The 26,392-nt window shown below is 61.6% G+C and carries 25 protein-coding genes; 18 read left to right on the top strand and 7 right to left on the bottom strand.

The window, feature by feature from the left end:
- Positions 1 to 141: 141 nt before the first annotated feature.
- From PXK07_RS00960 to PXK07_RS00950, 3 genes are all read left to right on the top strand, one after another.
- Positions 142 to 717, top strand: a complete 576-nt coding sequence (locus PXK07_RS00960) for a lytic transglycosylase domain-containing protein (RefSeq protein ID WP_274846444.1) — start codon at positions 142 to 144, stop codon at positions 715 to 717.
- 163 nt (positions 718 to 880) lie between these two features.
- Entirely contained in the window at positions 881 to 1,255 is a 375-nt protein-coding gene (locus PXK07_RS00955) for a hypothetical protein (RefSeq protein WP_274846309.1), read from the top strand.
- Between the two features lie 202 nt (positions 1,256 to 1,457).
- Positions 1,458 to 2,561 (top strand): cytochrome-c peroxidase, encoded by a 1,104-nt coding sequence (locus PXK07_RS00950; protein WP_274846443.1) that lies wholly within the window; start codon positions 1,458 to 1,460, stop codon positions 2,559 to 2,561.
- Positions 2,562 to 2,648: 87 nt separating this feature from the next.
- Here the strand turns inward: PXK07_RS00950 and PXK07_RS00945 are convergent, their stop codons facing one another.
- The 6 genes from PXK07_RS00945 to miaA all read right to left on the bottom strand — a co-directional run bounded on the left by PXK07_RS00945 (position 2,649) and on the right by miaA (position 11,223).
- A complete protein-coding gene (locus PXK07_RS00945; protein WP_274846308.1) occupies positions 2,649 to 4,736 on the bottom strand; it encodes a dipeptide ABC transporter ATP-binding protein in 2,088 nt (695 codons plus the stop codon).
- Between the two features lie 4 nt (positions 4,737 to 4,740).
- Positions 4,741 to 6,177, bottom strand: a complete 1,437-nt coding sequence (locus PXK07_RS00940) for an ABC transporter permease (protein WP_274846307.1) — start codon at positions 6,175 to 6,177, stop codon at positions 4,741 to 4,743.
- Between the two features lie 15 nt (positions 6,178 to 6,192).
- Positions 6,193 to 7,239, bottom strand: a complete 1,047-nt coding sequence (locus tag PXK07_RS00935) for an ABC transporter permease (protein WP_274846306.1) — start codon at positions 7,237 to 7,239, stop codon at positions 6,193 to 6,195.
- 156 nt (positions 7,240 to 7,395) lie between these two features.
- Positions 7,396 to 9,066: an ABC transporter substrate-binding protein gene (locus PXK07_RS00930; protein WP_274846305.1), complete on the bottom strand. Its 1,671-nt coding sequence runs from the start codon at positions 9,064 to 9,066 to the stop codon at positions 7,396 to 7,398.
- A 330-nt stretch (positions 9,067 to 9,396) separates the two neighbouring features.
- Entirely contained in the window at positions 9,397 to 10,071 is a 675-nt protein-coding gene (locus PXK07_RS00925) for a helix-turn-helix transcriptional regulator (RefSeq protein ID WP_342456557.1), read from the bottom strand.
- Positions 10,072 to 10,359: 288 nt separating this feature from the next.
- A complete protein-coding gene (miaA, locus tag PXK07_RS00920) occupies positions 10,360 to 11,223 on the bottom strand; it encodes a tRNA (adenosine(37)-N6)-dimethylallyltransferase MiaA (protein WP_274846303.1) in 864 nt (287 codons plus the stop codon).
- Positions 11,224 to 11,354: 131 nt separating this feature from the next.
- Between miaA and pyrH the strand changes: the two genes are divergently transcribed.
- The 13 genes from pyrH (at position 11,355) to lpxB (ending at position 23,787) form a co-directional block, all read left to right on the top strand.
- Positions 11,355 to 12,101, top strand: a complete 747-nt coding sequence (gene pyrH, locus PXK07_RS00915) for a UMP kinase (protein ID WP_274846302.1) — start codon at positions 11,355 to 11,357, stop codon at positions 12,099 to 12,101.
- Between the two features lie 169 nt (positions 12,102 to 12,270).
- On the top strand, positions 12,271 to 12,834 hold the full coding sequence (gene frr, locus PXK07_RS00910; protein WP_274846301.1) for a ribosome recycling factor: 564 nt from the start codon (positions 12,271 to 12,273) through the stop codon (positions 12,832 to 12,834).
- 8 nt (positions 12,835 to 12,842) lie between these two features.
- Entirely contained in the window at positions 12,843 to 13,601 is a 759-nt protein-coding gene (locus tag PXK07_RS00905; protein ID WP_274846300.1) for an isoprenyl transferase, read from the top strand.
- Positions 13,598 to 14,374, top strand: a complete 777-nt coding sequence (locus tag PXK07_RS00900; protein WP_274846299.1) for a phosphatidate cytidylyltransferase — start codon at positions 13,598 to 13,600, stop codon at positions 14,372 to 14,374. The genes PXK07_RS00905 and PXK07_RS00900 overlap by 4 nt, the downstream gene beginning before the upstream one ends.
- 17 nt (positions 14,375 to 14,391) lie before the next feature.
- Positions 14,392 to 15,561, top strand: a complete 1,170-nt coding sequence (dxr, locus tag PXK07_RS00895; RefSeq protein ID WP_274846298.1) for a 1-deoxy-D-xylulose-5-phosphate reductoisomerase — start codon at positions 14,392 to 14,394, stop codon at positions 15,559 to 15,561.
- 9 nt (positions 15,562 to 15,570) lie between these two features.
- Positions 15,571 to 16,920: an RIP metalloprotease RseP gene (rseP, locus tag PXK07_RS00890; RefSeq protein WP_274846297.1), complete on the top strand. Its 1,350-nt coding sequence runs from the start codon at positions 15,571 to 15,573 to the stop codon at positions 16,918 to 16,920.
- Positions 16,921 to 17,039: 119 nt separating this feature from the next.
- The gene (locus PXK07_RS00885) at positions 17,040 to 17,165 is read left to right on the top strand and encodes a hypothetical protein (RefSeq protein ID WP_274846296.1); all 126 of its coding nucleotides are present in this window, start codon (positions 17,040 to 17,042) and stop codon (positions 17,163 to 17,165) included.
- Positions 17,166 to 17,376: 211 nt separating this feature from the next.
- Positions 17,377 to 19,782 carry an outer membrane protein assembly factor BamA gene (gene bamA, locus PXK07_RS00880; protein WP_274846295.1) on the top strand — a complete coding sequence of 802 codons (2,406 nt, stop codon included), beginning with the start codon at positions 17,377 to 17,379 and terminating at the stop codon, positions 19,780 to 19,782.
- Positions 19,783 to 19,852: 70 nt separating this feature from the next.
- The gene (locus PXK07_RS00875; protein WP_274846294.1) at positions 19,853 to 20,488 is read left to right on the top strand and encodes an OmpH family outer membrane protein; all 636 of its coding nucleotides are present in this window, start codon (positions 19,853 to 19,855) and stop codon (positions 20,486 to 20,488) included.
- A gap of 90 nt (positions 20,489 to 20,578) precedes the next feature.
- On the top strand, positions 20,579 to 21,043 hold the full coding sequence (gene fabZ, locus PXK07_RS00870; protein ID WP_274846293.1) for a 3-hydroxyacyl-ACP dehydratase FabZ: 465 nt from the start codon (positions 20,579 to 20,581) through the stop codon (positions 21,041 to 21,043).
- Positions 21,044 to 21,048: 5 nt separating this feature from the next.
- Positions 21,049 to 21,834, top strand: a complete 786-nt coding sequence (lpxA, locus tag PXK07_RS00865; protein WP_274846292.1) for an acyl-ACP--UDP-N-acetylglucosamine O-acyltransferase — start codon at positions 21,049 to 21,051, stop codon at positions 21,832 to 21,834.
- A gap of 4 nt (positions 21,835 to 21,838) precedes the next feature.
- On the top strand, positions 21,839 to 22,630 hold the full coding sequence (locus tag PXK07_RS00860; protein WP_274846291.1) for an LpxI family protein: 792 nt from the start codon (positions 21,839 to 21,841) through the stop codon (positions 22,628 to 22,630).
- On the top strand, positions 22,627 to 23,787 hold the full coding sequence (gene lpxB, locus PXK07_RS00855; RefSeq protein ID WP_274846290.1) for a lipid-A-disaccharide synthase: 1,161 nt from the start codon (positions 22,627 to 22,629) through the stop codon (positions 23,785 to 23,787). The genes PXK07_RS00860 and lpxB overlap by 4 nt, the downstream gene beginning before the upstream one ends.
- On the opposite strand, the gene mnmA is transcribed toward lpxB, so the two are convergent.
- Positions 23,781 to 24,926, bottom strand: coding sequence for a tRNA 2-thiouridine(34) synthase MnmA (gene mnmA, locus PXK07_RS00850; protein ID WP_274846289.1), 1,146 nt, complete (start codon positions 24,924 to 24,926; stop codon positions 23,781 to 23,783). The genes lpxB and mnmA overlap by 7 nt on opposite strands.
- 147 nt (positions 24,927 to 25,073) lie before the next feature.
- On the opposite strand from mnmA, the gene sciP reads away from it, so the two are divergent.
- The gene (sciP, locus tag PXK07_RS00845; RefSeq protein WP_274846288.1) at positions 25,074 to 25,352 is read left to right on the top strand and encodes a CtrA inhibitor SciP; all 279 of its coding nucleotides are present in this window, start codon (positions 25,074 to 25,076) and stop codon (positions 25,350 to 25,352) included.
- Between the two features lie 174 nt (positions 25,353 to 25,526).
- Positions 25,527 to 26,252, top strand: coding sequence for a response regulator transcription factor CtrA (gene ctrA / locus PXK07_RS00840; RefSeq protein ID WP_274846287.1), 726 nt, complete (start codon positions 25,527 to 25,529; stop codon positions 26,250 to 26,252).
- Positions 26,253 to 26,392: the final 140 nt, after the last annotated feature.

The raw sequence follows: 26,392 nt of genomic DNA, 5'->3' as shown, positions 1-26,392 counted from the left end.
GTGTTTATGCCAAAGCTGAACGCGACCGGACAGGTATCACCCGGACAGGTATCACAGTGTCGGGCACTCAAAGCCCCCCGGTCGATCCCCTCTTTCATGCCCCGAACCACGGCCGGTGTTTCGATGGGCGTTTCTGCGGCGATGGTCGCGGCCTCTTTCGCCTTTTGTCTTCTTTTCGGGCAGGCGGCCCGGGCGGATATGTTCTCCACCAAGAACCAGCGCAGTCTTTTTGCCGCCCATACCCGGGTTCTGGATAGCCGTGCGGCGAAACAGTATGAGTATTCGTCGCGACTGAAACCGCCAACCTCTTACGGCGACGAGGCGGCCGGAAAGCTGCTCTATACCGGTAAATACCGGGGTGAATTCCTGCCCATGGCCCGTGCAGCCGCGCGCAAGCATGGGGTACCGGAAGGGCTGTTCCTGCGCCTGGTGCAACAGGAAAGCAACTGGGACCCGGAGGCAGAATCCCACAAGGGGGCCCTGGGGCTGGCACAGTTGATGCCGCAGACCGCCAAAACCCTGGGGGTGGATCCGACCGTTCCAGCGGAAAATCTGGATGGTGGTGCGCGGTATCTGGCGCGCCAGTTCCGCAAGTTCGGGTCCTGGCGGCTGGCGCTGGCGGCCTATAATGCCGGGCCGGAAGCGGTTCAGAAACACGGCGGCGTGCCCCCATACAGTGAAACCCAAAGTTATGTGAGAAACATCTGGGGCGGCTGATTTCCCGCCAGATTGGACCTGAGCGGAAGCGCTGTGGTGGCCACGCGTGGGCGGCAGGTTCACGGAGTGTTAAAAATAGTAAATGCCGCGTTAACTTCGATTCTTGGCCACGAAGTTGCCTGAATTGACTCTCAGAAAGCGGGCAGTTTCAGGAGGGCATAGGATGCGTGCACATAGCTTTGAAGATCGTCTCGACCGGATCGAATGGAAACCTTCCGCGGTGCCGACGCGTGAGATCGTAGACAGTGTGCTGGGTGCGGAGAACCGCCTGCGACCGCGCAGCGTGCTGAGCACTTTGGCCGGGGCGATCCTGGGCATCCTGATCGGGTTCGGCCTGCTGGGCATGGCCTCGCAGCAGTCGCCCTGGGGCCCTGAGAGCGGCACGCCGGGGCTGATCCTTGGAACGCTGTCGCTGGGCGGACTGGTGGTCTCGGTTGGTCTGGCGCTTTATGCCGCCTGCCGCAGCCAGAGCCACCCGCGACTGATGCAATTTGCCTCCATGAACCTGTTGATGATCGTGGTTCTGTTGCTCAGCTAAGGGGGATCCGGCGGCTGGTCGCATTTGGCTGAGTGGAATGGTCAGAAATTGCGTTTGATCAAGGTTTGACCTATGGGTTTGCTGGATCCTCCAGCCCATGACGCAAGAATCGAAAGTTCAGACCATGCCGCAGCAGCCGTTACGAAATCGGGCCGTAGGGGGCGTTGCCCTGTCGCTTGGGGTTCTGCTCCTTGGCGTACAGATGTCCTGGTCTGATGATCTGCCCAAGACCGGATTTGCGACGCTCGAGGCCTTGGGGGAGGCGCTGTTTCACGATCCCAACCTCTCGGCCAATCGCAGCCAATCCTGCGCAAGCTGCCATGACCCGGACTATGCGTTTACCGATCCGCGCCGGTTCGCGGATGGGGCCTTTTCTCTGGGGGATGATGGGCAATCGCTGGGCGATCGCAGTGCGCCCACAGCGAGCTACGCGGCATTTACTCCGCCGTTTCACCAGAGAGAGGATGGCGCCTGGGTGGGCGGCATGTTCTGGGACGGGCGCGCGGCCGGGCTTGCGGAACAGGCTGCGGGTCCGCCGCTCAATCCGATTGAGATGGGGTTGAAGGACGCGGCGGAAGCCGTTGCGCGCTTGGCCGAAAACCCGGATTATGTCGCGGGTTTTGACGCGCATTTCGGGGCAGGGGTGCTGGATGATCCGCAGGCGGGCTATCGCGCCATGACCGAGGCCATTGCCACCTTCGAACGCAGCCCCGTGTTTGCGCCTTTTGACAGCCGCTATGATCGCTTCCTGCGCGGCGAATTGGAGCTGACCAAAGAGGAAGAGCTGGGACGGCTGCTGTTCTTTTCCGCGCAATTCACCAACTGCAACCAGTGCCATCAACTGAGGCGCAGCGCGATTGATCCCAAAGAGACCTTCACCGATTACAGCTACCACAACATCGGGGTGCCGGAAAACATTCTGGGACGTGCTGAGAACGGTGTGCCGCCCGGCACCATCGACGAGGGGCTGTTTGCCAACCCGGCGGTGTCTGACCCCGCTGCGCGCGGCAAGTTCAAGACGCCGACCTTGCGCAATGTGGCGGTGACCGGCCCCTATATGCACAATGGGGTGTTTCAGGATCTGCGCACGGTGGTTGTCTTCTACAACCGCTACAACAGCAGATCCGACGCCGCCCAGATCAATCCCGAAACCGGTCAGCCCTGGGGGGAGATCCCGTTGGCAGAGACCCTGTCCACCAAAGAACTGACCCATGGTCCGGCGCTGGATGATCGCCGTATCGATGCGCTTGTGGCCTTTCTGAAGGCGCTGACAGACCAGCGTTACGAGGTCTACCTGGAGCCATAGAGGCCCACCGGGGGCAGAGACACCAGAAAACGGGCCAACGCGGGGGTCGTGCTGGCCCGTTATTCGTTCACTCGTTCATTGCCGGGGTCACTCGGCGGCGATCTTGATCACGGGGGTCATCCGCTCCAGCACTTCATCGCCGAGGTGACATTTGATCTGATGCCCGGCCTGCAGGTGGCGGACCGGCGGCACCTCGCGTTCGCATAGGCCCCCCGGCACTTCGGACTTCCAGCGGCAGCGTGTCTGGAACGGGCAGCCCGGCGGCGGGTTCATCGCGGAGGGGATGTCCCCTTCCAGGACGATATGCTCCTTCTCGACCGAGGTATCAGCGATGGGCACCGCGCTGAGCAGAGCCTCTGTGTAGGGGTGATAGGGCGGCGAGAAGACCTGATCGGTGTCGCCGAGTTCCACCACATGGCCCAGGTACATCACCATCACCCGGTCGGAGAGGTAGCGCACGATGGACAGATCGTGGCTGATGAACAAGAGTGTCGTCTTCTCGTTTCGCTGGATCTCCATCAGCAGATCCGTCACCGCCGCCTGTACCGAGACATCCAAGGCCGAGACGGGCTCATCCGCCACCACGATGCGTGCCCCACCCGCGAATGCACGGGCGATCCCGACGCGCTGTTTCTGCCCGCCCGACAGTTGCCGTGGCATCCGGTCGGCAAAGGCGCGCGGCAGTTTCACCAGGTCCAGAAGCTCCAGCATGCGGTTCTTGCGCTCGGCGTCGCTGTCACCGATCCCGAAAATCTCCAGCGCACGGGTGATCTGTCGCCCCACGGTCATCGAGGGGTTCAGCGTGTCAAAGGGGTTCTGGAACACCATCTGCACATCGGAAATGGTCTTGGTGTCGCGCGCCTCGATGGGGGTCTGTTCGATGTTCTGCCCATCCAGCAGGATTTCACCATCCGTTGCTGTTTCGAGCCCCATCAGAACCTTGGCAAAGGTGGATTTGCCGCAGCCAGACTCCCCCACGATGGCGAGGGTTTCGGATTCGCGGGCCTCGAACGACAGGGTCTCGTTGGCCTTCACCACCTTCCTGGCGCCGCCCCCGAAAAGGGCGTTGGCCGCCACCTCGTAGTATTTCTTCAGCTGATCCATCTTCAGGACCACCTTGCCGGGGGCGGTCTTTTCCTTCTGCTCCCCGACTGTGATTGGGGCATTCCAGTCGATCTCCTGGAACTTCAGGCAGCGGGTGGCGTGGCGATCATTGCCGGGCACATCGGCCATGGCGATATCGCCTGCATCGCAGCGCCCGGCCTCGAAATAATCGCAGCGCGGGCCGAAATTACATCCTTTGGGTCGTTCGTGGGGCAGGGGGAAGTTTCCGGGGATCGACACCAGCGGGCGCGCGTTCTTATCGGCGCCCGGCAGCGGGATCGAGCGGAACAGCGCCTGAGTGTAGGGGTGCTGCATCTCGTCGAAGACATCCTCGATGCTGCCGCGCTCCACCGCCTCGCCGGAATACATCACGCAAAGCCGGTCGCAGGTTTCCAGAACCAGGCCCAGGTTGTGGCTGATGAACAGCATCGAGGTGCCGTATTTCTTGCCCAGATCCTTGACCAGTTCGACCACGGCGGCCTCTACCGTCACATCCAGCGCGGTGGTGGGTTCATCCAGGATCAACAGCGCCGGTTTCGACATCAAGGCCATGGCGATCACGATCCGCTGCTGCTGGCCGCCCGACAGCTGGTGCGGGTAGCTGTTCAGCATGCGCTCGGGATCGGGCAGGCGCACGTCGGTGACCACCTCAAGGGCGCGTTTGTAGGCTTCATCCTCGCTGACGCCCTCGTGGATCATCGGCACTTCCATCAGCTGCTTGCCGATCTTCATCGCCGGGTTGAGGCTGGCCATCGGTTCCTGATAGATCATCGCGATCTCGTTGCCGCGAATGTCGCGCAACTCCTCGACGCTCATCTCGCCCAGATCGCGGCCCTTGAACTTGATCGACCCGCCCACGATGCGGCCGTTCTTGCCCAGATCCTGCATCACCCCAAGGGCAACGGTGGATTTGCCGCAGCCAGACTCGCCCACAAGGCCGACCGCCTCGCCGGGCATGACGGAGACGGAGAAATCCATCACCGCAGGGATTTCGCGCAGCCGCGTGAAGAAGGAGATCGACAGGCGGTCGATTTCCAGGATGGGGCCGTCGGAGTATTCAAGCTTGCTCATGTCATCAATCCCTCAGGCTTTCTTCACGCAACCCGTCCGCCAGCAGGTTCAGCCCCAGAACGAGGCTCAAGAGCGCAATGGCGGGCGGCAGGGCCGGGTGCAGGTAGACCGACAGAAGCTTGCGCCCCTCGTTGATGGTCGACCCCCAGTCGGGGCTTTCGGGCGGCAGGCCAAGGCCGAAGAAGCCCAGGGTTCCAAGCAGGATGGTGGTATAACCGATGCGCAGGCAGAAATCGACGATCAGCGGCCCGCGCGCATTGGGCAGCACCTCCCAAAGCATGATGTACCAGGGGCGCTCTCCGCGGGTCTGCGCAGCGGCCACGTAATCGCGCGTCTTGATGTCCATGGTCAGCCCCCGCACGATGCGGAACACGGTGGGGGAATTCACAAAGACCACCGAGACAAAGACCACAAGGATCCCGCCCGGAACATCAAAGAAATCAAGCGGCCAGACGTCGATCTTGGAGCCCGCCGCGTTGATCAGGCACATATACATCAGGAACAGCGGCACCAGAACCACGGCCAGGATCATGAGGTTCTTCTGTGGTTGGGTCCGATAGCGGGCGTTCAGCAGCACGCCAAAGAACACCATCGGGAAGGCAAAGAGCACCACCGCCATATACTGCGGCAGGCCGGTCGCCACGATTTCCGGCGTCACCAGCAGGTAGAACAACAGGATTACCGGGAAGGCGAGGATCAGGTTGGCAAGGAAGGACAGGAAGGTATCAAGTTTGCCGCCATAGTATCCCGCAGGCAGGCCAAGGGTGATCCCCACCATGAAGGCAAAGATTGTCGCAAGCGGCGCGATCTTCACCACCTCCCAGGCGCCTTTGACCATGCGGCTGAAGACATCGCGGGCAAGGTTATCCCCGCCCAACAGATACCAGGCGAAATCGCCTTCCTCGGCGCCGCGCAGCGGCGTGCCGGGGGCCTTGTTCTTCATGCCGGAAGCCTGCGCCAGGGGATCATGGGTGATGATCATGTCAAAGGCGCCGAAGATGCCGGTGAAGACCCAGAACATGACAAGGCCAAAGCCGATCATGCCGATGGGGCTGTCGAACAGTTTGCCATAAAGGCCAAGGCGGCGTTTGAAACTGATCGAGAGGGTGAAGAGCAGGATCAAGGCGATCCAGACCGGCAGCATCCGCTGCGCAAGCGCGCCGATGATGCCGGCACCCGTGCCCATGAACAGGCCCAGCACAATATAGGCCAGCAAGATAACGGCCGAGGCCAGGAAGGTGACGCGCACGGCGAGGGCAGCCAGCCCTTGCGGGCCAGCCGACAGGCTGAGCGTGCCGCCGACGTTGGTGATGGAGCGATCCTCTGGCGTCACGGCGCCGATGAGGATCCAAATTAGGATCGAAATGGCCAGCAGTCCCAAGGCCGCAAACAGAAGCGGGTTGAGAAAGGCGATCGATCCGGTCCAGCTGAGGGGGTCCATTGTCTTTCTCCGTCTTCAGGAAATGCGAATGCGCGGGTTGAGGTACACATAGCCGATGTCTGAAATCAGCTGCGTGATCAGCACCACGAGAACGGAGACGACCGACACGCCCAGGAGGAGTTCGATGTCGTTGTTGCCCGCCGCCTGCACCAGCGTCCAGCCAAAGCCCTTGTAGTTGAACAGGGTCTCGACGATCACCACGCCGTTCAAAAGCCAGGGAAACTGCAGCATGATCACGGTGAAGGGCGCGATCAGCGCGTTGCGCAGGGCGTGTTTCATCACAATGTTCGGGAAGCTCACACCCTTAAGACGCGCGGTACGGATGTATTGCGCCGTCATCACCTCGGTCATCGAGGCGCGTGTCATCCGCGCGATATAGCCCATGCCGTAAAGGGCGATGGTCAGCACCGGCAGCAGGAAGTTTTCAATGTTCGGGCTTTCCATGGCGCTGGTCGCGGTGCCCTTGAACCATTTGAGGCCGACGGCAGAGGATGAAAAGATCGCGATGAACAGGACGCCCGAGACATATTCGGGCGTGGCGGTCGTGGTGATGGCAAAGGTCGACAGGGTCCGGTCGGTGGCAGATCCTTCTTTCATCCCGGCCAGAACGCCGAGGATCAGCGCCGACGGCACCATGACCACCATCACCCAGAACATCAGGGTGCCGGTCAGCGACAGGCGGGTGGCGACGATGGAGCTGACCTCATCCTTGAACACGGTGGAATAGCCCCAGTAGCCTTGCAGGATGCCACAAAACCGCGGCGCTTCGGCCGGGTCCATCCCCGGTGTGATGCAGCGCCCGGTGACGGTGCCATCCTCGGCCACATGCTGATAGGAGGGCGCAACACCGATCCACTCCATGTATTTCTTCGGCGTGGATTGCAGGTAGCCGCCCTTTTCCAGCCAGCTGGCGACCGCCTCGTCCGACATGCGGAAATTGCCTTGGGTCTTGGCCAGTTTTTCTAGGTTCGGATAGAGGTTCGTCATGAAGAACACGACGAATGTCAGACACAGAGCGGTCAGGATCATGACCCCGACACGTCTGAGGATAAACAGTCCCATGGATGCCCCCGTTGGTGGCTATGCGCCTGGTACGTTGCCATGCGCTTGCTTGCGGGGCGCGGCTGCGCCCAGGTATTGGCTGTGGCCCGGAAGTCGCGGTGGTATGCGTCCAGCAGAAGCGGGCCGCGCGTCATTCGCGCGGCCCGGGTAGGGGGCTTAGGCCTTAAGCGCCCATTTGTAGATCTGCGGCAGATCGGCGATGTGCTTGTCGACACCCACCAGATTGTCCCGGTGGTGACGCATCGCCGTGCGCCAGTAGGGCTGGATGGTGACACCCTCGTCGATCATGATCGCCTGCAGCTTGCCCATCACCGCGCGGCGCTTGTCGGCGTCGGCGATCGAGTTGGCCTCGGCCAGCAGCGCGTCGAACTCGGCATTGGCAAAGCCGCTTTCGTTCCAGGCCTCGCCCGAGCGGTAGGCCAGCGCCAGAACCTGGGTGCCCAGGGGGCGGTGGTTCCAGTTGGTCGAGGAGAACGGATATTTCGCCCAGTCGTTCCAGAAGGTGGAACCCGGCAGGATGGTCCGCTTGACGTTGATGCCGGCATCACGCAGCTGGGCCGCCACCGCATCGGTGGTGTTACGGCGCCAGTCGTCGTCGATCGACAGAAGCTCGTGCTCGTAATCGCCCATGCCCGCTTCATCCATCAGGGCCTTGGCCTTGGCCGGATCAAACGGGATACGGGTGACGCTTGGGTCATGCTCGGGGTGCATCGGACCGACGTGGCAGTTGTCGGCGGGGATGCCGTAGCCGGACATGCCCAGTTCCAGGCAGACGCTGTTGTCCACGGCCATGGCCAGCGCCTGACGCACACGCTTGTCCGCGTAGGGCTTCATACCGTTCACTTCGGCCTGCTGGTTGGGGCGGATCACGATGGTAAAGCCCGAGGGGATTTCCGAGCGGGTCAGGCCGAGACCGTCGAAGATATCGACGTATTCGCCCACCGACTCCCAGTTCATGTCGATCTCTTCGGCCTCAAAGGCGGCCAGGAAGGCAGCCGGGTCGGTGCCGTAGTCGATGAATTCGATCCGGTCCAGATGGCCGCCCTTGCCTGCGGCATAACCCCACCAGTCATGACCTTCGTTGCGCACAAGGACGCCCTTGACGCCCACTTCCATGCTTTCGGGCAGCATGTAGCCGGTGCCGATCGGGTTCTCCAGCATGGTGGCCGCATCGTGGCTGGCGTGGGTGATCGCCGCTGGATAGTCGGCCATGCCGGGAATGATGGTGATGTCCGGAGTGTTGGTCTTCAGCAGCACCGTATGGCTGTCCACCACGGTGATGGCGCCATCGGCGGCCTTGCCGGTATCCGCGTCGATCAACGAAGCCATCCGACCGGCCATCGAATTGCCTTCGACGCTCTTGTCGCACCAGCCGGTGATGTTGCGCGCCACGTCCTCGGCGGTGAAGTCGTCACCGTTGTTCCACTTGACGCCCTTGCGCACATTCAGCGTGTATTCGGTGGCGTCGTCATTGGCGCTCCAGCTTTCCAGCAGCATCGGGCCGAAGGAGCCGTCGCTGTTGTACTCGACCAGATATTCCAGCCAGCCTGCGGTGAAGGTCGCAATCTGGGTCCAGTCAAAGGTCCGCGGATCCTTCAGCGCCCGCACTTCCATCTGCATGCGCAGGGTACCGCCCTTTTGCGCGTGGCCGTCGGCACGGGCCGGGCTGGACATGCCAATCAAACCGTAGGCCGCCGCGGCGCTGACGCCCAGGGCCGTGGTACGCGCCAGAAACTCACGCCGGTCCAGCTTGCCGGATTTCACTTCCTCAGCGTGCATCTGGGCCGCCCAATGGAGCGGCGCTGCTGTGGTGGTTTTGGTAGTCATGCGGATCTCCCTATTGCACCGGTCGAGGCTTAAGCCTGCTTTGCGTTGGCGATTATTGGGCCCGGAATTTCGTCCGGAATGGTGCTTAGCTATGTATATCGCCGTTTAACGCAACCATTCGGCATCATATCCCCTGTCAGGTCAATGCACAGATTCGGCGGAATGTGGTCAAAAAGCGACGTTTTTGGCGTCGCATTCCGATCTTGGCGTGATCCTCACCGGCGGAACTGGGCAGAAGTGCCCAGTATTGCGAGATAACACATATCCATAACCCGTATCCGGCGGCGGGATAACGCGCTGGCGCGCGGGAGTTGAAGCTGATTCTATGTGCTACCCGGGCAGGTCGGCCAGCCGCGCCGCCTTGCGCAATTTGCTAGGAGTCTCACCGGTGTGCTGGGTGATGAAGCGGGTGAAATAGGCGGCGCTGCCAAAGCCGAGTTGCACCGCGATGTCTCGCATCGGCAGATCGCTTGAGATCAGAAGGGTGCGGGCCGCGTGCAACTGGCGTTCGGTCAGCAAAGCGGCGGCAGTCTTGCCGGTTTCCGATTTGCAGACACGGGTAAGATGGGTCGGCGTCACCTGCAGCGCGGCAGCATGGTCGGCCATATTGGTGGGCTCGTCGAAAAACGAGACAACACGTTTGCAATAGGCCTGTGACAGACGCCGTGCCGCGCTCAGTTTCGGCGGCGGCAGCGGACCCGAGGGGGGCTGGCGACGCAGGTGGATGCTGATCAGATCGGTTTGCGCCTGCATGGCGCGCCGCCAGAGTGCCGGATGCGTGGTCTGCTCTACCGAGATTTCTTCTAGAAGACTGTTGAGGCGGGCCTGATCACGGGCTTCCTTGACCTTCACATGCATGGGATCGGAGGGCATCGAGACCGGAGTGTTTGCCGGAACCATCAACGCCTGGCCAAGACAGTGGCGCCCGAATTCAACCGACCACAAGTGACCGGCCGGAAAAAACAGAGCGTTATGGGCGCCAAATCCGCGTTGATGGCCGTCCATCAGGCAGCGTCCCTGACCGCGCGTGATCCAGATGAGCACGTGTTCCTTGCGGTCATGCGCCAATTCAGTCTGCCATGTGCCGTCCATAGCAAGGCGCGCAAGCGGAGAAACGCAGAGGTCCTCGGATGGTGTGGGATCGAAGGGCATTGAGGTGCCAGTTATTGAAAATTTTATGATCACAACTGTCCAACATGATTGCGATTCGTTCAAGTGCCGACAGAATCACGATAAAGACAGAAGTGCTGCGGGTTGAGCCTATCGCCTTGTTAAGAAAAATAGAAAAGTTGCTCAGCCCTGGGGGGTGACGGCCTGCCAGCCGGACATCCGGGCGCGGAACCAGGTGCGCTGTCTTTTTGCGAAACGGCGTGTGGCGATTGCAGCCTGCTCCTTGGCCTGCTCCAGCGACATCTGTCCCTCCACATGGGCCATCAGCTCGGGAACGCCGATGGCCTTGCAGGATGGTAGCGCGGGATCATAGCGGTCGCGCATGGCCTCCACCTCGTCCAGCGCGCCCTCGGCGATCATCAGGTCGAAGCGTCGCCGGATCCGCGCCTCCAGCCAGGCCTTGTCACTGTTCAGCACCAGGGCCGTGCAGGCGCTGAGCGGCAGCGGCGGGGGCGGGGTGTCGTCCTGCCATTCGGCAAGCGGACGCCCGGTTGCAACCAGGACCTCCCAGGCCCGCTGCACCCGTGCGCGATTGTTGAGGTCGATCCGCGCTGCGGTGGCCGGATCCAGGGCCCCTGTCAGGGCTGCAAGAGACAGGGAATCGCCTTGCGCGCGCACCTCGGACGGGGTTGCCGGGATCTCGGCCATGCCTTCGGTCAGGGCAGCAAAGTACAGCCCGGTGCCGCCGACGATAATGGGGCGTTCCGGGCCTTTCAGCAGCGGCAGCACCTCGCGCAGCCAATGACCGGCGGAATAACTCTGATCATAGGCCACATGCCCATAAAGCCGGTGTGGCGCGCGGGCCTCTTCCTCTACCGAGGGGCGCGCGGTGATGATACGCCAGCAATCGAACACCTGGCTGGCATCCGCATTCACCACAACCCCGCCCTGTTTTTCAGCGATTTCAAGCGCCAAGGCGGATTTGCCGGAGGCCGTCGGGCCTGCGATCAGGACCGGCTTGTCGGGGTCAATGGTCAGTTCTGTCATGCGTCCCGGATCCCGGCCTTGAAGATTTGTTGTATTCCGGGGAAGAAAAGGCGCCTGGCCTGCATTGATCCTGCCGGTGATTTGCTTCATTTTGCGCCGCAAACTAACCCCGTCATATTCCGGAGCGCAACATGCCCCTAGAAAACGATACACCGGCCGCCCCTTCGGCCGTGGCCTATAAACGTGTCATGCTGAAGATCTCGGGAGAGGCCCTGATGGGGGATCAGGGGTTCGGTCTGCACCCGCCCACGGTTCAGCGCATCGCTCAGGAGGTGAAGTCGGTCCACGACATGGGGGTGGAGATCTGCATGGTCATCGGCGGCGGCAATATCTTTCGCGGCCTGTCCGGTGCTGCCCAGGGCATGGAACGCACCACCGCCGATTACATGGGGATGCTCGCCACCGTGATGAACGCCCTCGGCATGCAGGCAGCCCTCGAAGGCCTGGGTGTCTATACCCGGGTGATCTCGGCCATTCCGATGGACCAGGTTTGCGAGCCCTACATTCGTCGCCGCGCCGTGCGCCACCTGGAAAAGAAACGGGTCTGCATCTTTGCCGCGGGCACCGGCAACCCCTATTTCACCACTGATACGGCGGCGACCCTGCGCGCCAACGAGATGGGCTGCGAGGCGATCTTCAAGGGTACCAAGGTGGATGGTGTCTATGACAAGGACCCGGTCAAGTTCGAGGATGCCAAACGCTATGACACCGTCAGCTACGACGATGTGCTGGCCAATCGCCTGGGCGTGATGGATGCCTCGGCGATTGCGCTGGCGCGCGACAACAGCCTGCCGATCATCGTCTTCTCGCTGGACGAACCGGGCGGCTTCCGCGGCATCCTTGCCGGTGAGGGCACCTACACCAAGGTTCAGGGCTGATCGGCACCGGTTGAGATTGGTAGAATGGTCGGCGCGCTCCTGCATGGGGGCGCGCTTTTCCTTTGCAGGGCAGACCTATCGGCGGTTTCGGGCCAAGATTGCTATACAATCTTGCGCCAATCGCTTATGAGCGGTGTAAAGACCGCCTCAAGTCAGGGGAGAGAGCAGAATGTCTGATGATTTTGAACTGGATACCGACGATCTGAAACGCCGTATGGATGGCGCCATGACCAACCTGCGCTCGGAATTTGCCTCCTTGCGCACCGGGCGTGGCTCCGCCTCGATGCTGGAGCCGGTGATGGTGGATGCCTATGGCTCGATGACACCGATCAACCAGGTGGGCACCGTCAACGTACCGGAACCGCGCATGGTCACCATCAACGTCTGGGACAAGTCGCTGGTGGGCAAGGTGGAAAAGGCGATCCGGGAATCCGGCCTTGGCATCAACCCGCAGCTCAATGGCACCATCATCATGCTGCCGATCCCCGAGCTGAACGAGGAACGCCGCCGCGAGCTGAGCAAGGTCGCCGGTCAATACGCCGAACATGCCCGCGTGTCGGTGCGCAACGTGCGCCGCGATGGCATGGACCAGATCAAGAAAGCCAAGGCAGACGGCATGTCCGAGGACGACCAGAAGTTCTGGGAAACCGAAGTGCAGGATCTGACCGACAAGATGATCAAGGCGGTTGATGACGCGCTGGAAACGAAGCAAGCCGAAATCATGCAGGTCTGACCAAGGACATGGCCGAACAGACGGACACGGCGCCCGACGGGAGCGCTTTGGGTCAGGGCGCACATCAGGGCCCGCGCCATGTCGCCATCATCATGGATGGCAATGGTCGCTGGGCGCAGTCGCGCGGGCGTCCGCGTCTGTTTGGCCATCACGCGGGGGCCAAACGCGTCCGTGAAATCGTCGAATGCTGCCCCAGCCTTGGGATCAAGTATCTGACGATATTCGCCTTTTCGACCGAGAACTGGAAACGGACCCAGGTCGAGGTCGCGGGCCTCATGAGCCTGTTTCGCCGCTATATCTCAAAAGAGATGAAGGCCCTTGCCGCCAAGAATGTGCGGGTGCGCTTCATCGGGGACCGGGTGCGTCTGGATGCCAAGCTGATCCAGCTGATGGATCAGCTGGAAACCGAGACGGCTCAGAATGACGGCACCCATCTGACCATCGCGCTGAACTATGGCGGCCGTGACGAGGTCGCCCGCGCCACCAAGCGCCTGGCGCAGGATGTGGCAGCGGGCAAGCTGTCGCCCGATGATGTGGACGAGGAAACCCTGCCGAAATACCTCGATACCCATGTGCTGCCGGATCCCGATCTTGTGATCCGCACCAGTGGCGAGGCACGGATTTCCAACTTTCTGCTCTGGCAGTCTGCCTATGCGGAATATGAATTCATCGACACGCTCTGGCCCGATTTCACAGCCGAGGAACTGGGCCGGTTGTGCCGACAGTATGGAACCCGGGATCGCCGGTTTGGCGCGGTGAAGACATGAGCGCGGGACGCTGGTCTGATCTGTTGCCGCGCCTGTTGTCGGCCATCGTCATGCTGGTTGTTGGCGCTGTCGAGATCTGGTTGGGCGGTATCTGGTTTGCGGTCCTGATCGCGGCGGCCTCTGGCGGGATGGTCTGGGAGTTGGTTCGGATGCTGCGCCCCGATGAGCCCGCTCAGGCCATGCAATTGGGTGTCATGTCGGCCGTTGCGGTGCTTGTCGCGACGCAGCTGCCACCGGTCTGGATCGGGCCGGTGTTGGTCTCTCCGGTCCTGTCGGGGCTGTTTCAGATGCCTGCTGCGGCGCGGGTGCGATACGGGCTGTTCTCGCTCTGGGTTCTCTGTGCTGGGTTTGCCTTTGTGTGGCTGCGCAACGAAATGGGACTGGCCTGGATCCTGTGGGTGATCGGTGTGGTGGTGGTGACCGATATCGCCGGCTACTTCGCGGGCAAGATCATCGGCGGGCCAAAACTGTGGCCGCGCGTCAGCCCCAAGAAAACCTGGTCGGGCAGTTCCGCGGGCTGGGTGGCTGCGGCTGTGACCGGCGGGTTGTTTGCCGCGTCGCTGGGATTGGCCCCGCTGGTGGCGGTGCTCCTGTCGGTTGCGACCTCGATGGCCAGTCAGGCCGGAGACATTGCCGAAAGCGCCCTGAAGCGGCAGGTCGGCGTGAAAGATTCCAGCGCGTTGATCCCCGGCCATGGCGGCTTGCTGGACCGTTTCGACGGGATGCTCGGGGCGGCTGCGGCCTTCCTGATCTATGTGACTTTTCTGGGATAGCCTTGTAGGGCAGGACCATGCGTAAAATCTCTATCTTCGGGGCCACCGGCTCGATCGGTCAGAACACCATTGACCTTATCCGGCGCGATCTGCGCCACTATGATGTTGTGGCCCTGACCGGGGGCGCCAATATCGCGCAACTGGCCAGGGATGCCATTGCGCTGAAGGCCGATGTGGCGGTCACCGCCTATGAGGATCGCTTGGAGGATCTGCGCACGGCGCTTGAGGGCAGCGAAGTCGAAGCCGCCGCAGGCGAGGCGGCGCTGATCGAGGCCGCGGCCCGCCCGGCAGACTGGGTGATGTCGGCGATTGTCGGAGCGGCCGGGCTGGCGCCGGGGCTGACCTCGCTGGAACAGGGGGCGACGCTGGCGCTGGCCAACAAGGAATCGCTGGTCTGCGCCGGGGAACTCTTGATGCGCACGGCGCTGAAACACGGCGCGCGGCTATTGCCCGTGGACAGCGAGCATTCGGCGATCTTCCAGGCGCTGGTCGGGGAAGAGACATCGGCTGTTGAACGGATTGTGATCACCGCGTCAGGTGGCGCCTTTCGCGACTGGCCGGTGGAAGAACTGGCGAAGGCGACCCTGGCCGAGGCCTCATCGCATCCCAATTGGGACATGGGGCAGAGGATCACCATCGACAGCGCCTCGATGTTCAACAAGGCGCTTGAGGTGATCGAGGTGAAGGAGTTCTTCGGCGTCACCCCCGATCAGATCGAGGTGCTGGTGCATCCGCAATCTCTGGTGCATGCGCTGGTGGGCTTTCGCGATGGCGCGCTGATGGCCCATCTTGGCGCCCCGGATATGCGCCATGCCATTGGTTATGCACTGAATTGGCCAAGCCGCAAGGAGCTGCCGGTGGCGCGTCTCGATCTGGCCGAGATCGGCCAGCTGGAGTTTCGCAGCCCCGATCCGATCCGCTATCCGGCCTTGACGCAGGCCTATGCGGTGATGGAGCGCGGCGGGCTGATGGGAGCGGCCTTCAACGGGGCCAAGGAACGGGCGCTGGATCTCTTCATCGAGGGGCGGATCGGTTTCACGCAAATGGCCGAGATCACCGAGACGGTTCTGGAGCGGTTGGGGGCACAAAACGGCCTTATTGAATCCGCAATGACCCTTGATAACGTCACCGAGGTTGACCATCTCGCCCGTCAAGAGGCCACGCGCGCCGCAGCAGAACGTACATAAGGAAAGACCTTGGATATCGTATCACTTCTCCCGCAGTTTGGCGGCTTTCTCTATGTTGTGGCCAGTTTCGTGGTGGCGCTGTCGGTGATCGTGGCGGTGCATGAATACGGCCACTACATCGTTGGCCGCTGGTCGGGCATCCATGCGGAGGTCTTCTCGCTTGGCTTCGGGCCGGTGCTGTGGAGCCGGGTCGACAAACGCGGTACCCGCTGGCAGATCGCACTCTTGCCCTTTGGGGGCTACGTGAAATTCCTGGGCGATGCGGATGCGGCTTCGGGGAAGGACACCGCCGCGATGGCCGCGGCGGCGGAGGATCCCGCGCGCCTGCGTCAGACCATGCATGGGGCTCCGCTATGGGCGCGCGCCGGAACTGTCGCTGCGGGCCCAGTGTTCAATTTCGTGATGTCCGTGGTGATCTTCTCGGCTCTGGCGATGACTGCGGGAACGGTCCGCGATCCGCTGACCATCGGGAAGCTGGTAGAGCTGCCCGGGATTGAGAACGGGCTGCGCGAAGGCGACGAGCTGATCGCCATCGAAGGGGTCGAAATCCCCTCCGACAGCGCCAGCATGTCCTGGAACGCCTTCCGCGAACAGCTACCCGCCGTGCAGCCGATGTCCTATGAGGTGCGCCGCGACGGCAAGCTCATGACGGTTGAGGGGCCGTTCCTGTCGCCGCCCCATGTTCTGGCCGTGGCGCCGCGCAGTGCGGCCTCTGATGCCGGGCTGGAACCGGGGGATGTGATCACGGCAGTGGATGATGCGCCGATTTTCTCCTTTGACCAGTTGAAGGTTGCGGTGGAGCAGGCCGATGGTCGCGCGCTGTCGCTTGATGTGTGGCGGTCGGGCCAGCAGCTGGAACTGACGCTGGCACCGCGCCGTACCGATGAACCCCAGGCCGATGGCAGCTTTGCAAGCCGCTGGCGGATCGGTGTGGTTGGCGGCCAGGCCTTTGAACCGGCGACCGAGGTTGCCGGGCTGGCAGAGTCCCTTGGGGCCGGTGTGTCGCAGGTCTGGTCGGTGATCGACATGTCGATCTCGGGTCTGACCCATATGATCACCGGGGCGATCAGCACCTGTAACCTGTCCGGACCGATCGGCATTGCGGAAACCTCGGGGGCGATGGCCAGCCAGGGCGCCGAGAGCTTCATCCGCTTCATCGCGGTGTTGTCAACCGCCGTGGGGCTGCTGAACCTGTTTCCCGTGCCTGCGCTGGATGGCGGTCATCTGGTGTTCTACGCCTATGAGGCCGTATCGGGGCGCCCGCCGAGCGATGCGGTGATGCGGATCCTGATGACGGTTGGCATTGCTGTGATTCTGTCCCTGATGCTGTTTGCCCTGGGTAATGATATCTTCTGTTAAGTTTTAGCTAATCGGTTTGGCGGAGCTGTGGCGCTGCCAAACTGTTGCCGCATTCCCGGGTTAACTCTTTCGCAATACGGGACGTCAGCGCTGCTGACAGGAGTGGAAAGGGAAACCCAATGCACGGCATTCTGACAATGGACCATGGTCTGGGTCTTCTGATGCGGTTGAACTGGGACCGACTGTTGTCGGTGGTGGCGATCTTCCTGGCGCTGACTGTCGGAGCCTGGCTCGGCTCCCTGTGAGGAAGCCGCCTGTTCGGCATTTCAATTCCGGCTCGGTGTTCCATTTCCGGCTGTATCACGGCCAATGGCAAGTGGGGCTTGCCAGAATGACCTCTGACTTTCCTTACCTTTTGGCCGGTTCACGCCTCAGGATGCTTTCTACGTTTTGACAATGGCCTGCAAACCCGATACGCACGATTGAAAGCTGCTTATAAAAATCGGGTTAAGACTGATGGTTCGGGGGAAAGTCGCAGGCACATCCTGCGGTGTGCGCACAAAGCGCACCAATATACTGTATAGAAGCGTTTCTGCAGCCGTTCTGGCTGTTGCCGTCGGGTTTGCCCTGACACCCACCTTTGCTGCGGCTCAGAGCTATCGGTTCAATGCCGTCCAGGTGGAGGGAAATCAGCGCATTCAAACCGACACGATTGTGGCCTATGCCGGGCTGGAGCGCGGCAAGGCCGTGAGCGCCGGGCAGTTGAACGATGCCTATCAGCGCATTCTGGCCAGCGGCGTGTTCGAGTCGGTGGATCTGGTGCCGCGCGGCAATACCCTGGTCATCAAGGTCACGGAATTCCCGACCATCAGCCGGATCAGTTTCGAGGGCAACCGACGGATCAAGGATGAGCAGCTGGAAGAGCTGATCGAGTCCGCGCCGCGTCGGGTCTTCAGTGCCGCTCAGGCAGAGGCCGATGCGGAAGTGATCGCCGCCGCCTATGGCGCCCAGGGTCGTCTGGCCTCTCGGGTGACGCCCCGGATCATCCGCCGCAGCGACAACCGTGTCGATCTGGTATTCGAGATTACAGAAGGCGATACCATCGAGGTGGAGCGGGTCTCCTTTGTTGGCAACAAGGTCTATTCGGATCACCGCCTGCGTCGGGTTCTCGAGACCAAGCAGGCGGGGCTGCTGCGCACCTTCATCAACAAGGATACATTGATTGAGGACCGCCTTCAGTTCGACCGCCAGGTGCTGCGTGATTTCTACCTGTCCCGTGGATATGTGGATTTCAACATCAACAGCACCAATGCCGAAGTGACCCAGGAACGGGATGCTGTCTATCTGGTGGTGGATATCACCGAGGGCCAGCAGTTCCGGTTCGGGAACATCACGGTCACCAGCGAGATTGCCGAAGCGGATCCGGATCTGTATTTCTCGGTCCTCAAGATCAAGCCAGGGGTGATCTATTCGCCGTTGCATATGGAGCGTGCGATCGAGAAGATGGAAACCCTGGCAACGCGCCAAGGGGTGGATTTCCTCAGGGTCGAGCCGCGGATTTCCCGCAACGACCGCGACCTGACGCTGGACGTCGAATTTGCCCTGGTGCGCGGTCCGCGTGTCTTTGTCGAACGGATCGACATCGAAGGCAACACCACGACCCTGGACCGTGTGATCCGGAAAATGTTCCGCGCCGTGGAAGGCGATCCGTTCAACCCTCGGGAAATCCGGGAATCGGCGGAACGGATCAAGGCCCTGGGCTTCTTCGCGCAAACCGATGTGGACGTGCGCGAAGGCAGCTCGGACAGCCAGGTGATTGTGGACGTCAACGTCGAGGAAAAACCGACGGGTTCATTGAGCCTGGGCGGCGCCTATTCGGTCAATGACGGCTTTGGTGTTAACATCGGGCTGACGGAAAACAACTTCCTCGGCCGCGGTCAACGCCTGTCCTTCTCGATCGCCACTGCACAGGAATCCGAGGAATATGTGCTTGGCTTCACCGAGCCGCACCTGCTGGGGCGTGATCTCAAGTTCGATCTGGATCTGGGTCTCTCCGAGACGGATTCGAGCTATGCCGAATACGATACCTCGCGCAAGTTCTTCCGCCCGGCGCTGACGTTCAATCTCAATGAAAACACCTCCTTCCAGATGCGCTATGAATGGGCGGCAAGCGAAATGGTCGGGCGGGCTGATGCGACCTATACCGGCGGCACCTATCCCGTGGCCGGGCCGATGGTGCGCAGCGAAATCAACCAGGGCGAAAAGAGCACGAGCCTGATCGGCTTTACCTATACCTACGACAGCCGACTGACCGGCCTTGATCCCAACAAGGGGTTCGTGGTCCAGACCGGCATCGATTACGCGGGGCTGGGGGGAGACAGCGAGTTCATCAGAACCTCGGCCAAGATCGTCGCGCAAAGGAAGATCCTGAACGAAGAGGTGACCCTGCGGGCCACTTTTGAGACCGGGGCGTTGAACTGGCTGGGCAATGACGACAGCCGCTCGATTGACCGCTTTGTCCTGGCACCCAGCATCATGCGTGGTTTTGAGCCGGGCGGGATCGGACCTCGGGATAGATCGCCGCGCGCCGATGGCGGGACCTATGACGATTTCCTGGGCGGCAACCTTTATGCGGTGGCGCGGTTCGATGCCGAATTCCCACTTGGCCTTCCCGAGGAGCTCGGCCTGCGTGGCGGGATCTTCTATGATGTTGGTAACCTCTGGGGACTGCAGGATTCGAATACGGCGGCCAGTGCGGGCAGCATCGTGGGGCAGAACGGCTCCTGGCGTCACGTTGTTGGCCTGTCGATCCTTTGGACCACGGCCTTTGGTCCGCTGCGGTTCAATTTCTCCAATGCCATCAAGAAAGAAGACTTTGACGAAGAGCAGAGCTTCGACCTCACACTGCAGGCACGGTTCTGATCTGTTGGGCTGGGTGACAGTCCGGCGGATCTGTGCCTGGGCGTTGGCCGAAAGGTCGGCGCCCTTTGCTATGTCCCAAGGGCGCTATCGCCGGGTGGCGGCCATTGCGCTTGCGATCAGTGCTTGCGCGTTGGTCCTCGATGCGGGCCAGGCCCAGGCGCAAGGCACAGCGGCCAATCGCATGCTGGGCATCACCATGGGGCAGGATCTGGACATCGGTGTGCCGCTCAGTGGCATCCTCACCATCCAGCCGGACCGGCTGTTCTCAGAAAGCGCCTTTGGGCAACGCATCAATCGCGAGCTGGAGGCAGAGGGCGCGGTGCTCACGGCCGAGAACAGGCGGGTGGAGGCCGAACTCAGGGCCGAGGAGTTGGAGCTCACCGAGCGCAGGCCGTCGATGGAGCCGGAGGCGTTCCGCGCCCTGGCCGATGCCTTTGATCAAAAGGTTCAGGAAACCCGCCGCACTCAGGTGCAAAAACTGCAGAAGATCAACCAGATGGGAGAAACGGCCCGGCGGGAGTTCTTTGTCGCCTCGCTGCCCATCCTGCAAGCTATCATGCGCGATAGCGGCGCGGGCGCCATTCTGGATCATTCCTCGGTCTTCCTGAGTTCCGAAGCCGCGGATGTGACGGAACTGGCGATCACGCGGATCGATGCGGTGCTGGGGGATGGCAGCGATATGGATCGCGAGACTACCGACCCCTGAGCGCAAGCGCATCGCAAACAGTCCTGCATGCTTGCCCAGATGGACCTGGCTTGATAGGGACGCAAAACGAAAACCAACGGGATACCCGCCATGACCGCCGATTTAAAAAGTGCCGATATTCACATGATCCAGCGGATCTTGCCGCACCGTTATCCGTTCCTTCTGGTGGATAAGGTGGTTGATATCGACGGCTATGCGTCGGCACGCGGGATCAAGAACGTGACCATGAACGAGCCGCATTTCCAGGGGCATTTCCCCGGTACTCCGATCATGCCCGGCGTGACCATCGTCGAAGCCATGGCGCAGACCGCCGGCGTGATGCTGGGCGTGGGCATGGATATGGTGGATACGGATCTGCTGATCTATTTCATGAACATCGACAAGTGCAAATTCCGTCGCAAGGTGGTGCCCGGTGACGTGCTGGAAATGAAGGTCGAAACCCTGCGCGGCAAGAAGGGCGGCAAGATCTTCAAATTCAAGGGGATTGCCTCGGTTGATGGGGAAACTGCCGCTGAGGCAGAGTTTTCCGCCATGGTCGATATTCAAAAGGATTGAGCCAGATGAGCCTGATCCATCCTTCCGCGGTGATCGAAGAGGGCGCCAAGATCGGCGAAGGCTGCGAGATCGGCCCCTTCTGCATCATTGGCGCGGGTGTGACACTTGCGGACCGGGTGGTGCTGAAGTCGCATGTGGTGGTCACCGGGGATACCGAGATCGGTGAAGACACCACCGTGTTTTCCTTCGCCGTGATCGGAGAAATCCCGCAGGATCTGAAATTCAAGGGCGAGAAAAGCCGCACCGTCATCGGGAAGCGTAACCGCATCCGTGAACATGTCACCGTGAATGCCGGCACCGAAGGCGGCGGCGGTGTGACCCGCATCGGCGATGACGGGCTGTTCATGGCGGGCTGTCACATCGCTCATGATGCGCAGGTCGGGGACCGTGTGATCGTGGTGAATTCGGCCGCCGTGGCCGGGCATTGCGTGCTTGAGGACGATGTGATCATCGGCGGTCTGTCCGGCATCCATCAATGGGTGCGGATCGGACGTGGCGCCATCATAGGCGCGGTGACCATGGTGACCAATGACGTCATTCCCTACGGTCTGGTACAGGCGCCGCGCGGCGAGCTGGACGGTCTGAACCTGGTCGGGCTCAAGCGTAAGGGCGTTGCGCGCTCTGACATCACCGCGCTGCGGGCCGCCTTTCAGATGCTGGCCCAGGGGGAAGGCACCTTTCAGGAACGCGCCCGGCGGCTGGGCGAGGAAACCGACAGCGCCTATGTGGAGGAGATCATCACCTTCATCAGCGGCGCAAGCGACCGTTCCTTCCTGACGCCCGGAGGATAAGTCCATGATCGCATTGATTGCCGGGCAGGGGGCGCTGCCTCTGGAACTCTGCAACCGTCTGGCAGAGCGTCCGCTGATCTGTGCCATGGCAGGCTCCGAACCCGATGCGCTGGATCCAGAAATCACCTTCCGGCTGGAACAGTTCGGCAGCTTCCTGGAGCGGCTGAAATCGGCCGGTGTGCAGGAGATCTGTCTGGCTGGTGCCGTGACACGGCCCTCAATCGACCCTAGCGCCATCGATGCGGCAACCCTTCCTATGGTGCCGGTGCTGCAGGGCGCGCTGACGGCGGGCGACGATGGCGCCCTGCGGGCGGTCATGCAGTTGATCGAGGCTTCGGGGTTCACCGTCCGCGCCGCCCATGAGGTGGCGCCGGATCTGCTGATGGCCCCGGGCGTGCCGACGCGGGTGCAGCCGGGCGAATTGGACAAGGCGGATGCCCTGCGCGGCGCAGAGATCGTCGCCGCCATGAGCGCTGCGGATATCGGCCAGGCCTGCGCGGTGCGCGCAGGGCAGGCCATCGCGGTCGAGACCCTCTTTGGCACCGACTGGATGCTGGAGACCTTGGCGCGTCGGCCCGACGGGCAGGGCGGCGTTCTGGTCAAGGCGCCGAAACTCGGCCAGGACCGGCGCGCGGATCTGCCCACCATCGGTCCGGAAACCGCGAGAAAGGCCGCCGCCGCGGGCCTTTCGGGCCTCGTGCTGGAGGCGGGCGGCGTGATCGTCCTGGATCAGGAGGCGGTGATCGAGACCTGCGACGCCTTGGGCCTGTTCCTGTGGCTGCGCGCGCCGGAATGAGCCTTCGGGTCTTCATCCTCGCCGGGGAACCCTCGGGGGACCGGCTGGGGGCCGCGCTGATGGCCGGTTTGAAGACCCTGGTCCCGGGTGTGTCCTTCGACGGGATCGGCGGCACCTTGATGGCAGAGCAGGGGCTCAGCTCCCGCTTTCCCATGAAGGAACTCTCGGTGATGGGGCTGGCAGAGGTGCTGCCGAAATATCGCCACCTGAAACGGCGTATCCGGGAAACGGCCGAGGCCGTTCTTGCGATGCAGCCCGATGTGCTGATCACCATCGACAGCCCGGATTTCTGCCTGCGCGTGGCAGGATTGGTGAAAGCGCAGAGCAACATCCGCACCGTCCATTATGTGGCGCCCTCGGTCTGGGCCTGGCGTCCGGGTCGGGCTGCGAAGATGGCGCGCTCTATCGATCACGTGCTGGCGCTGCTGCCATTCGAGCCTCCCTATATGGAGGCGGCAGGCATGCGGTGCGATTTCGTCGGCCATCCGGTGGTGGCGGAACCAAAAGCGACAGAGGCGGAGATCGCGGCGCTGCGGGCAGAGCTGGACCTTGGCGAGGCCCCGGTGATTCTGGCGCTGCCGGGATCGCGGCGATCCGAAGTGTCGCGGCTGGCGCCGGTCTTTGGCGAAGCACTGAAAGACTTTGTCGCCGCCCATCCTGCGTATCAGATCGTGGTGCCGACCGCGGGACCCGTTGCGGACTTGGTGCGAGAGCAGGTGGCGGATTGGCCCAAGGGCGTGCGCCTGCTCGATCCAACCGGTCTGGAACCGGCCAGGGCAGAGGCGCGCAAACGGGCGGCCTTTGCCATGGCGGATCTGGCGCTTGCGGCCTCTGGCACGGTTTCACTGGAACTGGCGGCGGCGCGTACGCCGATGGTCATCGCCTACAGGTTCCAGTGGCTCACCTGGCAGATTATGAAGCGCATGGCGCTGATCGACACGGTGACACTGGTCAACCTGGTCAGCGACAGCCGCGTGGTTCCCGAATGCCTCGGCCCGGATTGCACGCCTCACCGGATTGCCGGTGCCCTTTCGGATCTGTGCCGCAATCCCGAGGCGCAGGCCGCCGCCATGGCGCTCACCATGGAGCGCTTGGGCGAGGGGGGCGAAGCGCCCGGCCTCAGGGCGGCGCGGGCAGTCTTGGCGGGGCTTCAGTAGCCGCGCCAGATCCAGCCGCCGCCGAAGATCCGGCTGCTTTCGGTATCATAGAACACGCAGGCCTGGCCGGGAGAGACGCCTTCTTCCGGGGTCAGCAGCTCGACCTCGGCGGTGGTGTCCGACAGGGGGCGGATGATCGCCTCGCGCGGGGGGCGGGTGGAGCGCACCTTGACCGCCACATGCCATTCCTTTTGGCTGGTGAAGGGTTCGTCTCCCAGCCAGTTGATTTCCCGCACGGGAATGATGCGGGTGGCCAGCATCTCCTTGGGACCGACAACCACCTGTTTCTTGTCAACATCCAGCCGCACCACATAGAGGGGCTCGCTGAGACCGCCGATGCCCAGGCCCCGGCGTTGCCCGATGGTATAATGGATTACGCCGGTATGCTGGCCCAGGACCCGCCCGTCCGCATGAACGATCTCTCCGGGGTCAGCGGCACCGGGGCGCAGTTTCTCGATCACGCTGGCATAGTTGCCATCGGGCACGAAACAGATGTCCTGGCTGTCGGGCTTGTCCGCCACCGCCAGACCGTATTCAGCCGCCATTTCGCGGGTGGCATCCTTCGAAGGCAGATGGCCCAGGGGAAAACGCAGGAAATCCAGCTGTTCCGGTGTTGTTGAGAAAAGGAAATAACTCTGGTCCCGGTTGGCGTCTTCGGCGCAGTGGAGTTCGGCGCCCTTGGGGCCCATCTTGCGCTGGATGTAATGACCGGTGGCCATGCAGTCGGCCTCCAGATCCTTGGCGGTTTCCAGAAGATCCTTGAACTTGACCCGTTCGTTGCAGCGGATGCAAGGCACCGGTGTCGCCCCGGCAAGGTAGCTGTCGGCGAACTCATCGATAACGGCATCCTTAAAAATGTTCTCATAATCCAGAACGTAATGAGGGAAGCCGCGCTCTTCGGCGACGCGCCGTGCGTCGTGGATATCGATCCCTGCGCAGCAGGCGCCCTTTTTCGCAAGTGCCGCACCATGGTCGTAAAGCTGCAGCGTCACGCCGACCACATCATAGCCCTGATCGGCCAGATATGCTGCCACAACAGAGCTATCCACGCCGCCGGACATGGCAACCACCACTCGCGTTTCCGAGGGCGGTTTGGCAAAGCCAAGCGAATTCAGCGGTGCGTCATTGTCCAGCGCCATGGGGCGACTCCTTGGATCAAGGGAAAGGCGTTGCAGAATATAGGAAAATCCTAACGATCCTCAAGGGCGTGGTTCACGTGCCGTTAAGGACAATCGGCCAAACCTGCTTGGGCACCTAAATACGCAAATCCGCACAAGGATAAAGTGATGTTCTTGAAGAAAGTTGATGGACCCCGCGCCGTGACATTGCCGGATGGCACCATCATGACACGGGCGGATCTTCCGCCGAAGACCACCAAGCGTTGGGTCGCCTCGCGCAAGGCTTCGGTGGTCAGGGGGGTTCTCTATGGATTGCTTCCCCAGAACGAGGCGCTGAGTCTATATAGTCTGAGCGAAGAAGAGTTCCGCAGTTGGGTTGCGGCGGTGGCCGATCATGGTGAAGAGGCGCTGAAAACTACCCAATTGAAGAAGTACCGTAAGCCTTAGTGTGCGTTAGTATCCAAAAGATACCCCTCCACCAATCACTCATCCTGTGGTAGTATGTGTTAACCAGGTTGCTTTGTAGTTGAGATTTAACGATTATGGTAACGGGCCATTAACTATTTTCCAGCAAGGTTAACGCGACCTGAGGGAAACAGGATACAGGCGGAGATAAAAAACATGCGCATTCTGCTTGTTGAAGATGATCCAACCACTGCGAAAAGCATTGAATTGATGCTCACCCATGCGAACCTGAACGTCTACACGACGGATCTGGGGGAAGAAGGCATTGATCTGGCCAAACTTTACGACTACGACCTGATCCTGCTGGATCTGGGTCTGCCGGATATGAATGGCCACGAAGTGCTGCGTCAGCTGCGCATGGCGCGGATCGAAACACCGATTCTGATCCTCTCCGGTGCCGATGACACCGACAACAAGATCAAGGGATTCGGCTTTGGCGCGGACGATTATCTGACCAAGCCTTTCCACCGCGAAGAGCTGGTGGCCCGGATTCATGCGATTATTCGCCGCTCCAAGGGGCATTCGCAGTCGATCATCAAGACCGGCAAGATCTCGGTTAACCTCGATGCCAAGACGGTGGAGGTCGAAGGCAAGGCCGTGCATCTGACCGGCAAGGAATACCAGATGCTGGAACTGCTGAGCCTGCGCAAGGGCACCACCCTGACCAAGGAAATGTTCCTGAACCATCTTTATGGTGGCATGGATGAGCCCGAGCTGAAGATCATCGACGTGTTCATTTGCAAGCTGCGGAAGAAACTCAGCACTGCGACCGGCGGCGAGAACTACATCGAAACCGTCTGGGGCCGTGGCTATGTGCTGCGCGATCCGCAGGACGATCAGCTGGGCAATAGCGGCGAACAGCGCATGGCCGTTGGCGCATAACGCAGCCGAAAGTGCGACGTAGGATGAAACCCGCTTCGGCGGGTTTTTTCTATGCGCTGCAGCACCAAAAAGGCTGCGCGGATTACTGGACCTGCAGGCTGTTGCGCCCTATCACCTAGGACACAGCACAATGGGGGCCG

Source organism: Phaeobacter sp. QD34_24 (genome assembly GCF_028890115.1).
Lineage (GTDB): Bacteria > Pseudomonadota > Alphaproteobacteria > Rhodobacterales > Rhodobacteraceae > Phycobacter.
The sequence above is the reverse complement of the archived record's forward strand: the minus strand, read 5'-3'. Positions and strand labels throughout refer to the sequence as shown.

What these genes read in the sequence shown, in the direction of transcription:
- dxr (WP_274846298.1), top strand. Translation starts at nt 14,392, where the DNA reads ATGCGTAAAATCTCTATCTTCGGGGCCACCGGCTCGATCGGTCAGAAC.
- PXK07_RS00885 (WP_274846296.1), top strand. Translation starts at nt 17,040, where the DNA reads ATGCACGGCATTCTGACAATGGACCATGGTCTGGGTCTTCTGATGCGG.
- lpxA (WP_274846292.1), top strand. Translation starts at nt 21,049, where the DNA reads ATGAGCCTGATCCATCCTTCCGCGGTGATCGAAGAGGGCGCCAAGATC.
- PXK07_RS00955 (WP_274846309.1), top strand. Translation starts at nt 881, where the DNA reads ATGCGTGCACATAGCTTTGAAGATCGTCTCGACCGGATCGAATGGAAA.
- PXK07_RS00940 (WP_274846307.1), bottom strand. Translation starts at nt 6,177, where the DNA reads ATGGACCCCCTCAGCTGGACCGGATCGATCGCCTTTCTCAACCCGCTT.
- PXK07_RS00905 (WP_274846300.1), top strand. Translation starts at nt 12,843, where the DNA reads ATGGCCGAACAGACGGACACGGCGCCCGACGGGAGCGCTTTGGGTCAG.
- sciP (WP_274846288.1), top strand. Translation starts at nt 25,074, where the DNA reads ATGTTCTTGAAGAAAGTTGATGGACCCCGCGCCGTGACATTGCCGGAT.
- PXK07_RS00945 (WP_274846308.1), bottom strand. Translation starts at nt 4,736, where the DNA reads ATGAGCAAGCTTGAATACTCCGACGGCCCCATCCTGGAAATCGACCGC.
- mnmA (WP_274846289.1), bottom strand. Translation starts at nt 24,926, where the DNA reads ATGGCGCTGGACAATGACGCACCGCTGAATTCGCTTGGCTTTGCCAAA.
- pyrH (WP_274846302.1), top strand. Translation starts at nt 11,355, where the DNA reads ATGCCCCTAGAAAACGATACACCGGCCGCCCCTTCGGCCGTGGCCTAT.
- PXK07_RS00930 (WP_274846305.1), bottom strand. Translation starts at nt 9,066, where the DNA reads ATGACTACCAAAACCACCACAGCAGCGCCGCTCCATTGGGCGGCCCAG.
- bamA (WP_274846295.1), top strand. Translation starts at nt 17,377, where the DNA reads ATGGTTCGGGGGAAAGTCGCAGGCACATCCTGCGGTGTGCGCACAAAG.
- frr (WP_274846301.1), top strand. Translation starts at nt 12,271, where the DNA reads ATGTCTGATGATTTTGAACTGGATACCGACGATCTGAAACGCCGTATG.
- PXK07_RS00960 (WP_274846444.1), top strand. Translation starts at nt 142, where the DNA reads ATGGTCGCGGCCTCTTTCGCCTTTTGTCTTCTTTTCGGGCAGGCGGCC.
- lpxB (WP_274846290.1), top strand. Translation starts at nt 22,627, where the DNA reads ATGAGCCTTCGGGTCTTCATCCTCGCCGGGGAACCCTCGGGGGACCGG.
- PXK07_RS00860 (WP_274846291.1), top strand. Translation starts at nt 21,839, where the DNA reads ATGATCGCATTGATTGCCGGGCAGGGGGCGCTGCCTCTGGAACTCTGC.
- fabZ (WP_274846293.1), top strand. Translation starts at nt 20,579, where the DNA reads ATGACCGCCGATTTAAAAAGTGCCGATATTCACATGATCCAGCGGATC.
- PXK07_RS00935 (WP_274846306.1), bottom strand. Translation starts at nt 7,239, where the DNA reads ATGGGACTGTTTATCCTCAGACGTGTCGGGGTCATGATCCTGACCGCT.
- PXK07_RS00875 (WP_274846294.1), top strand. Translation starts at nt 19,853, where the DNA reads ATGTCCCAAGGGCGCTATCGCCGGGTGGCGGCCATTGCGCTTGCGATC.
- PXK07_RS00950 (WP_274846443.1), top strand. Translation starts at nt 1,458, where the DNA reads ATGTCCTGGTCTGATGATCTGCCCAAGACCGGATTTGCGACGCTCGAG.
- miaA (WP_274846303.1), bottom strand. Translation starts at nt 11,223, where the DNA reads ATGACAGAACTGACCATTGACCCCGACAAGCCGGTCCTGATCGCAGGC.
- ctrA (WP_274846287.1), top strand. Translation starts at nt 25,527, where the DNA reads ATGCGCATTCTGCTTGTTGAAGATGATCCAACCACTGCGAAAAGCATT.
- PXK07_RS00900 (WP_274846299.1), top strand. Translation starts at nt 13,598, where the DNA reads ATGAGCGCGGGACGCTGGTCTGATCTGTTGCCGCGCCTGTTGTCGGCC.
- PXK07_RS00925 (WP_342456557.1), bottom strand. Translation starts at nt 10,071, where the DNA reads ATGGACGGCCATCAACGCGGATTTGGCGCCCATAACGCTCTGTTTTTT.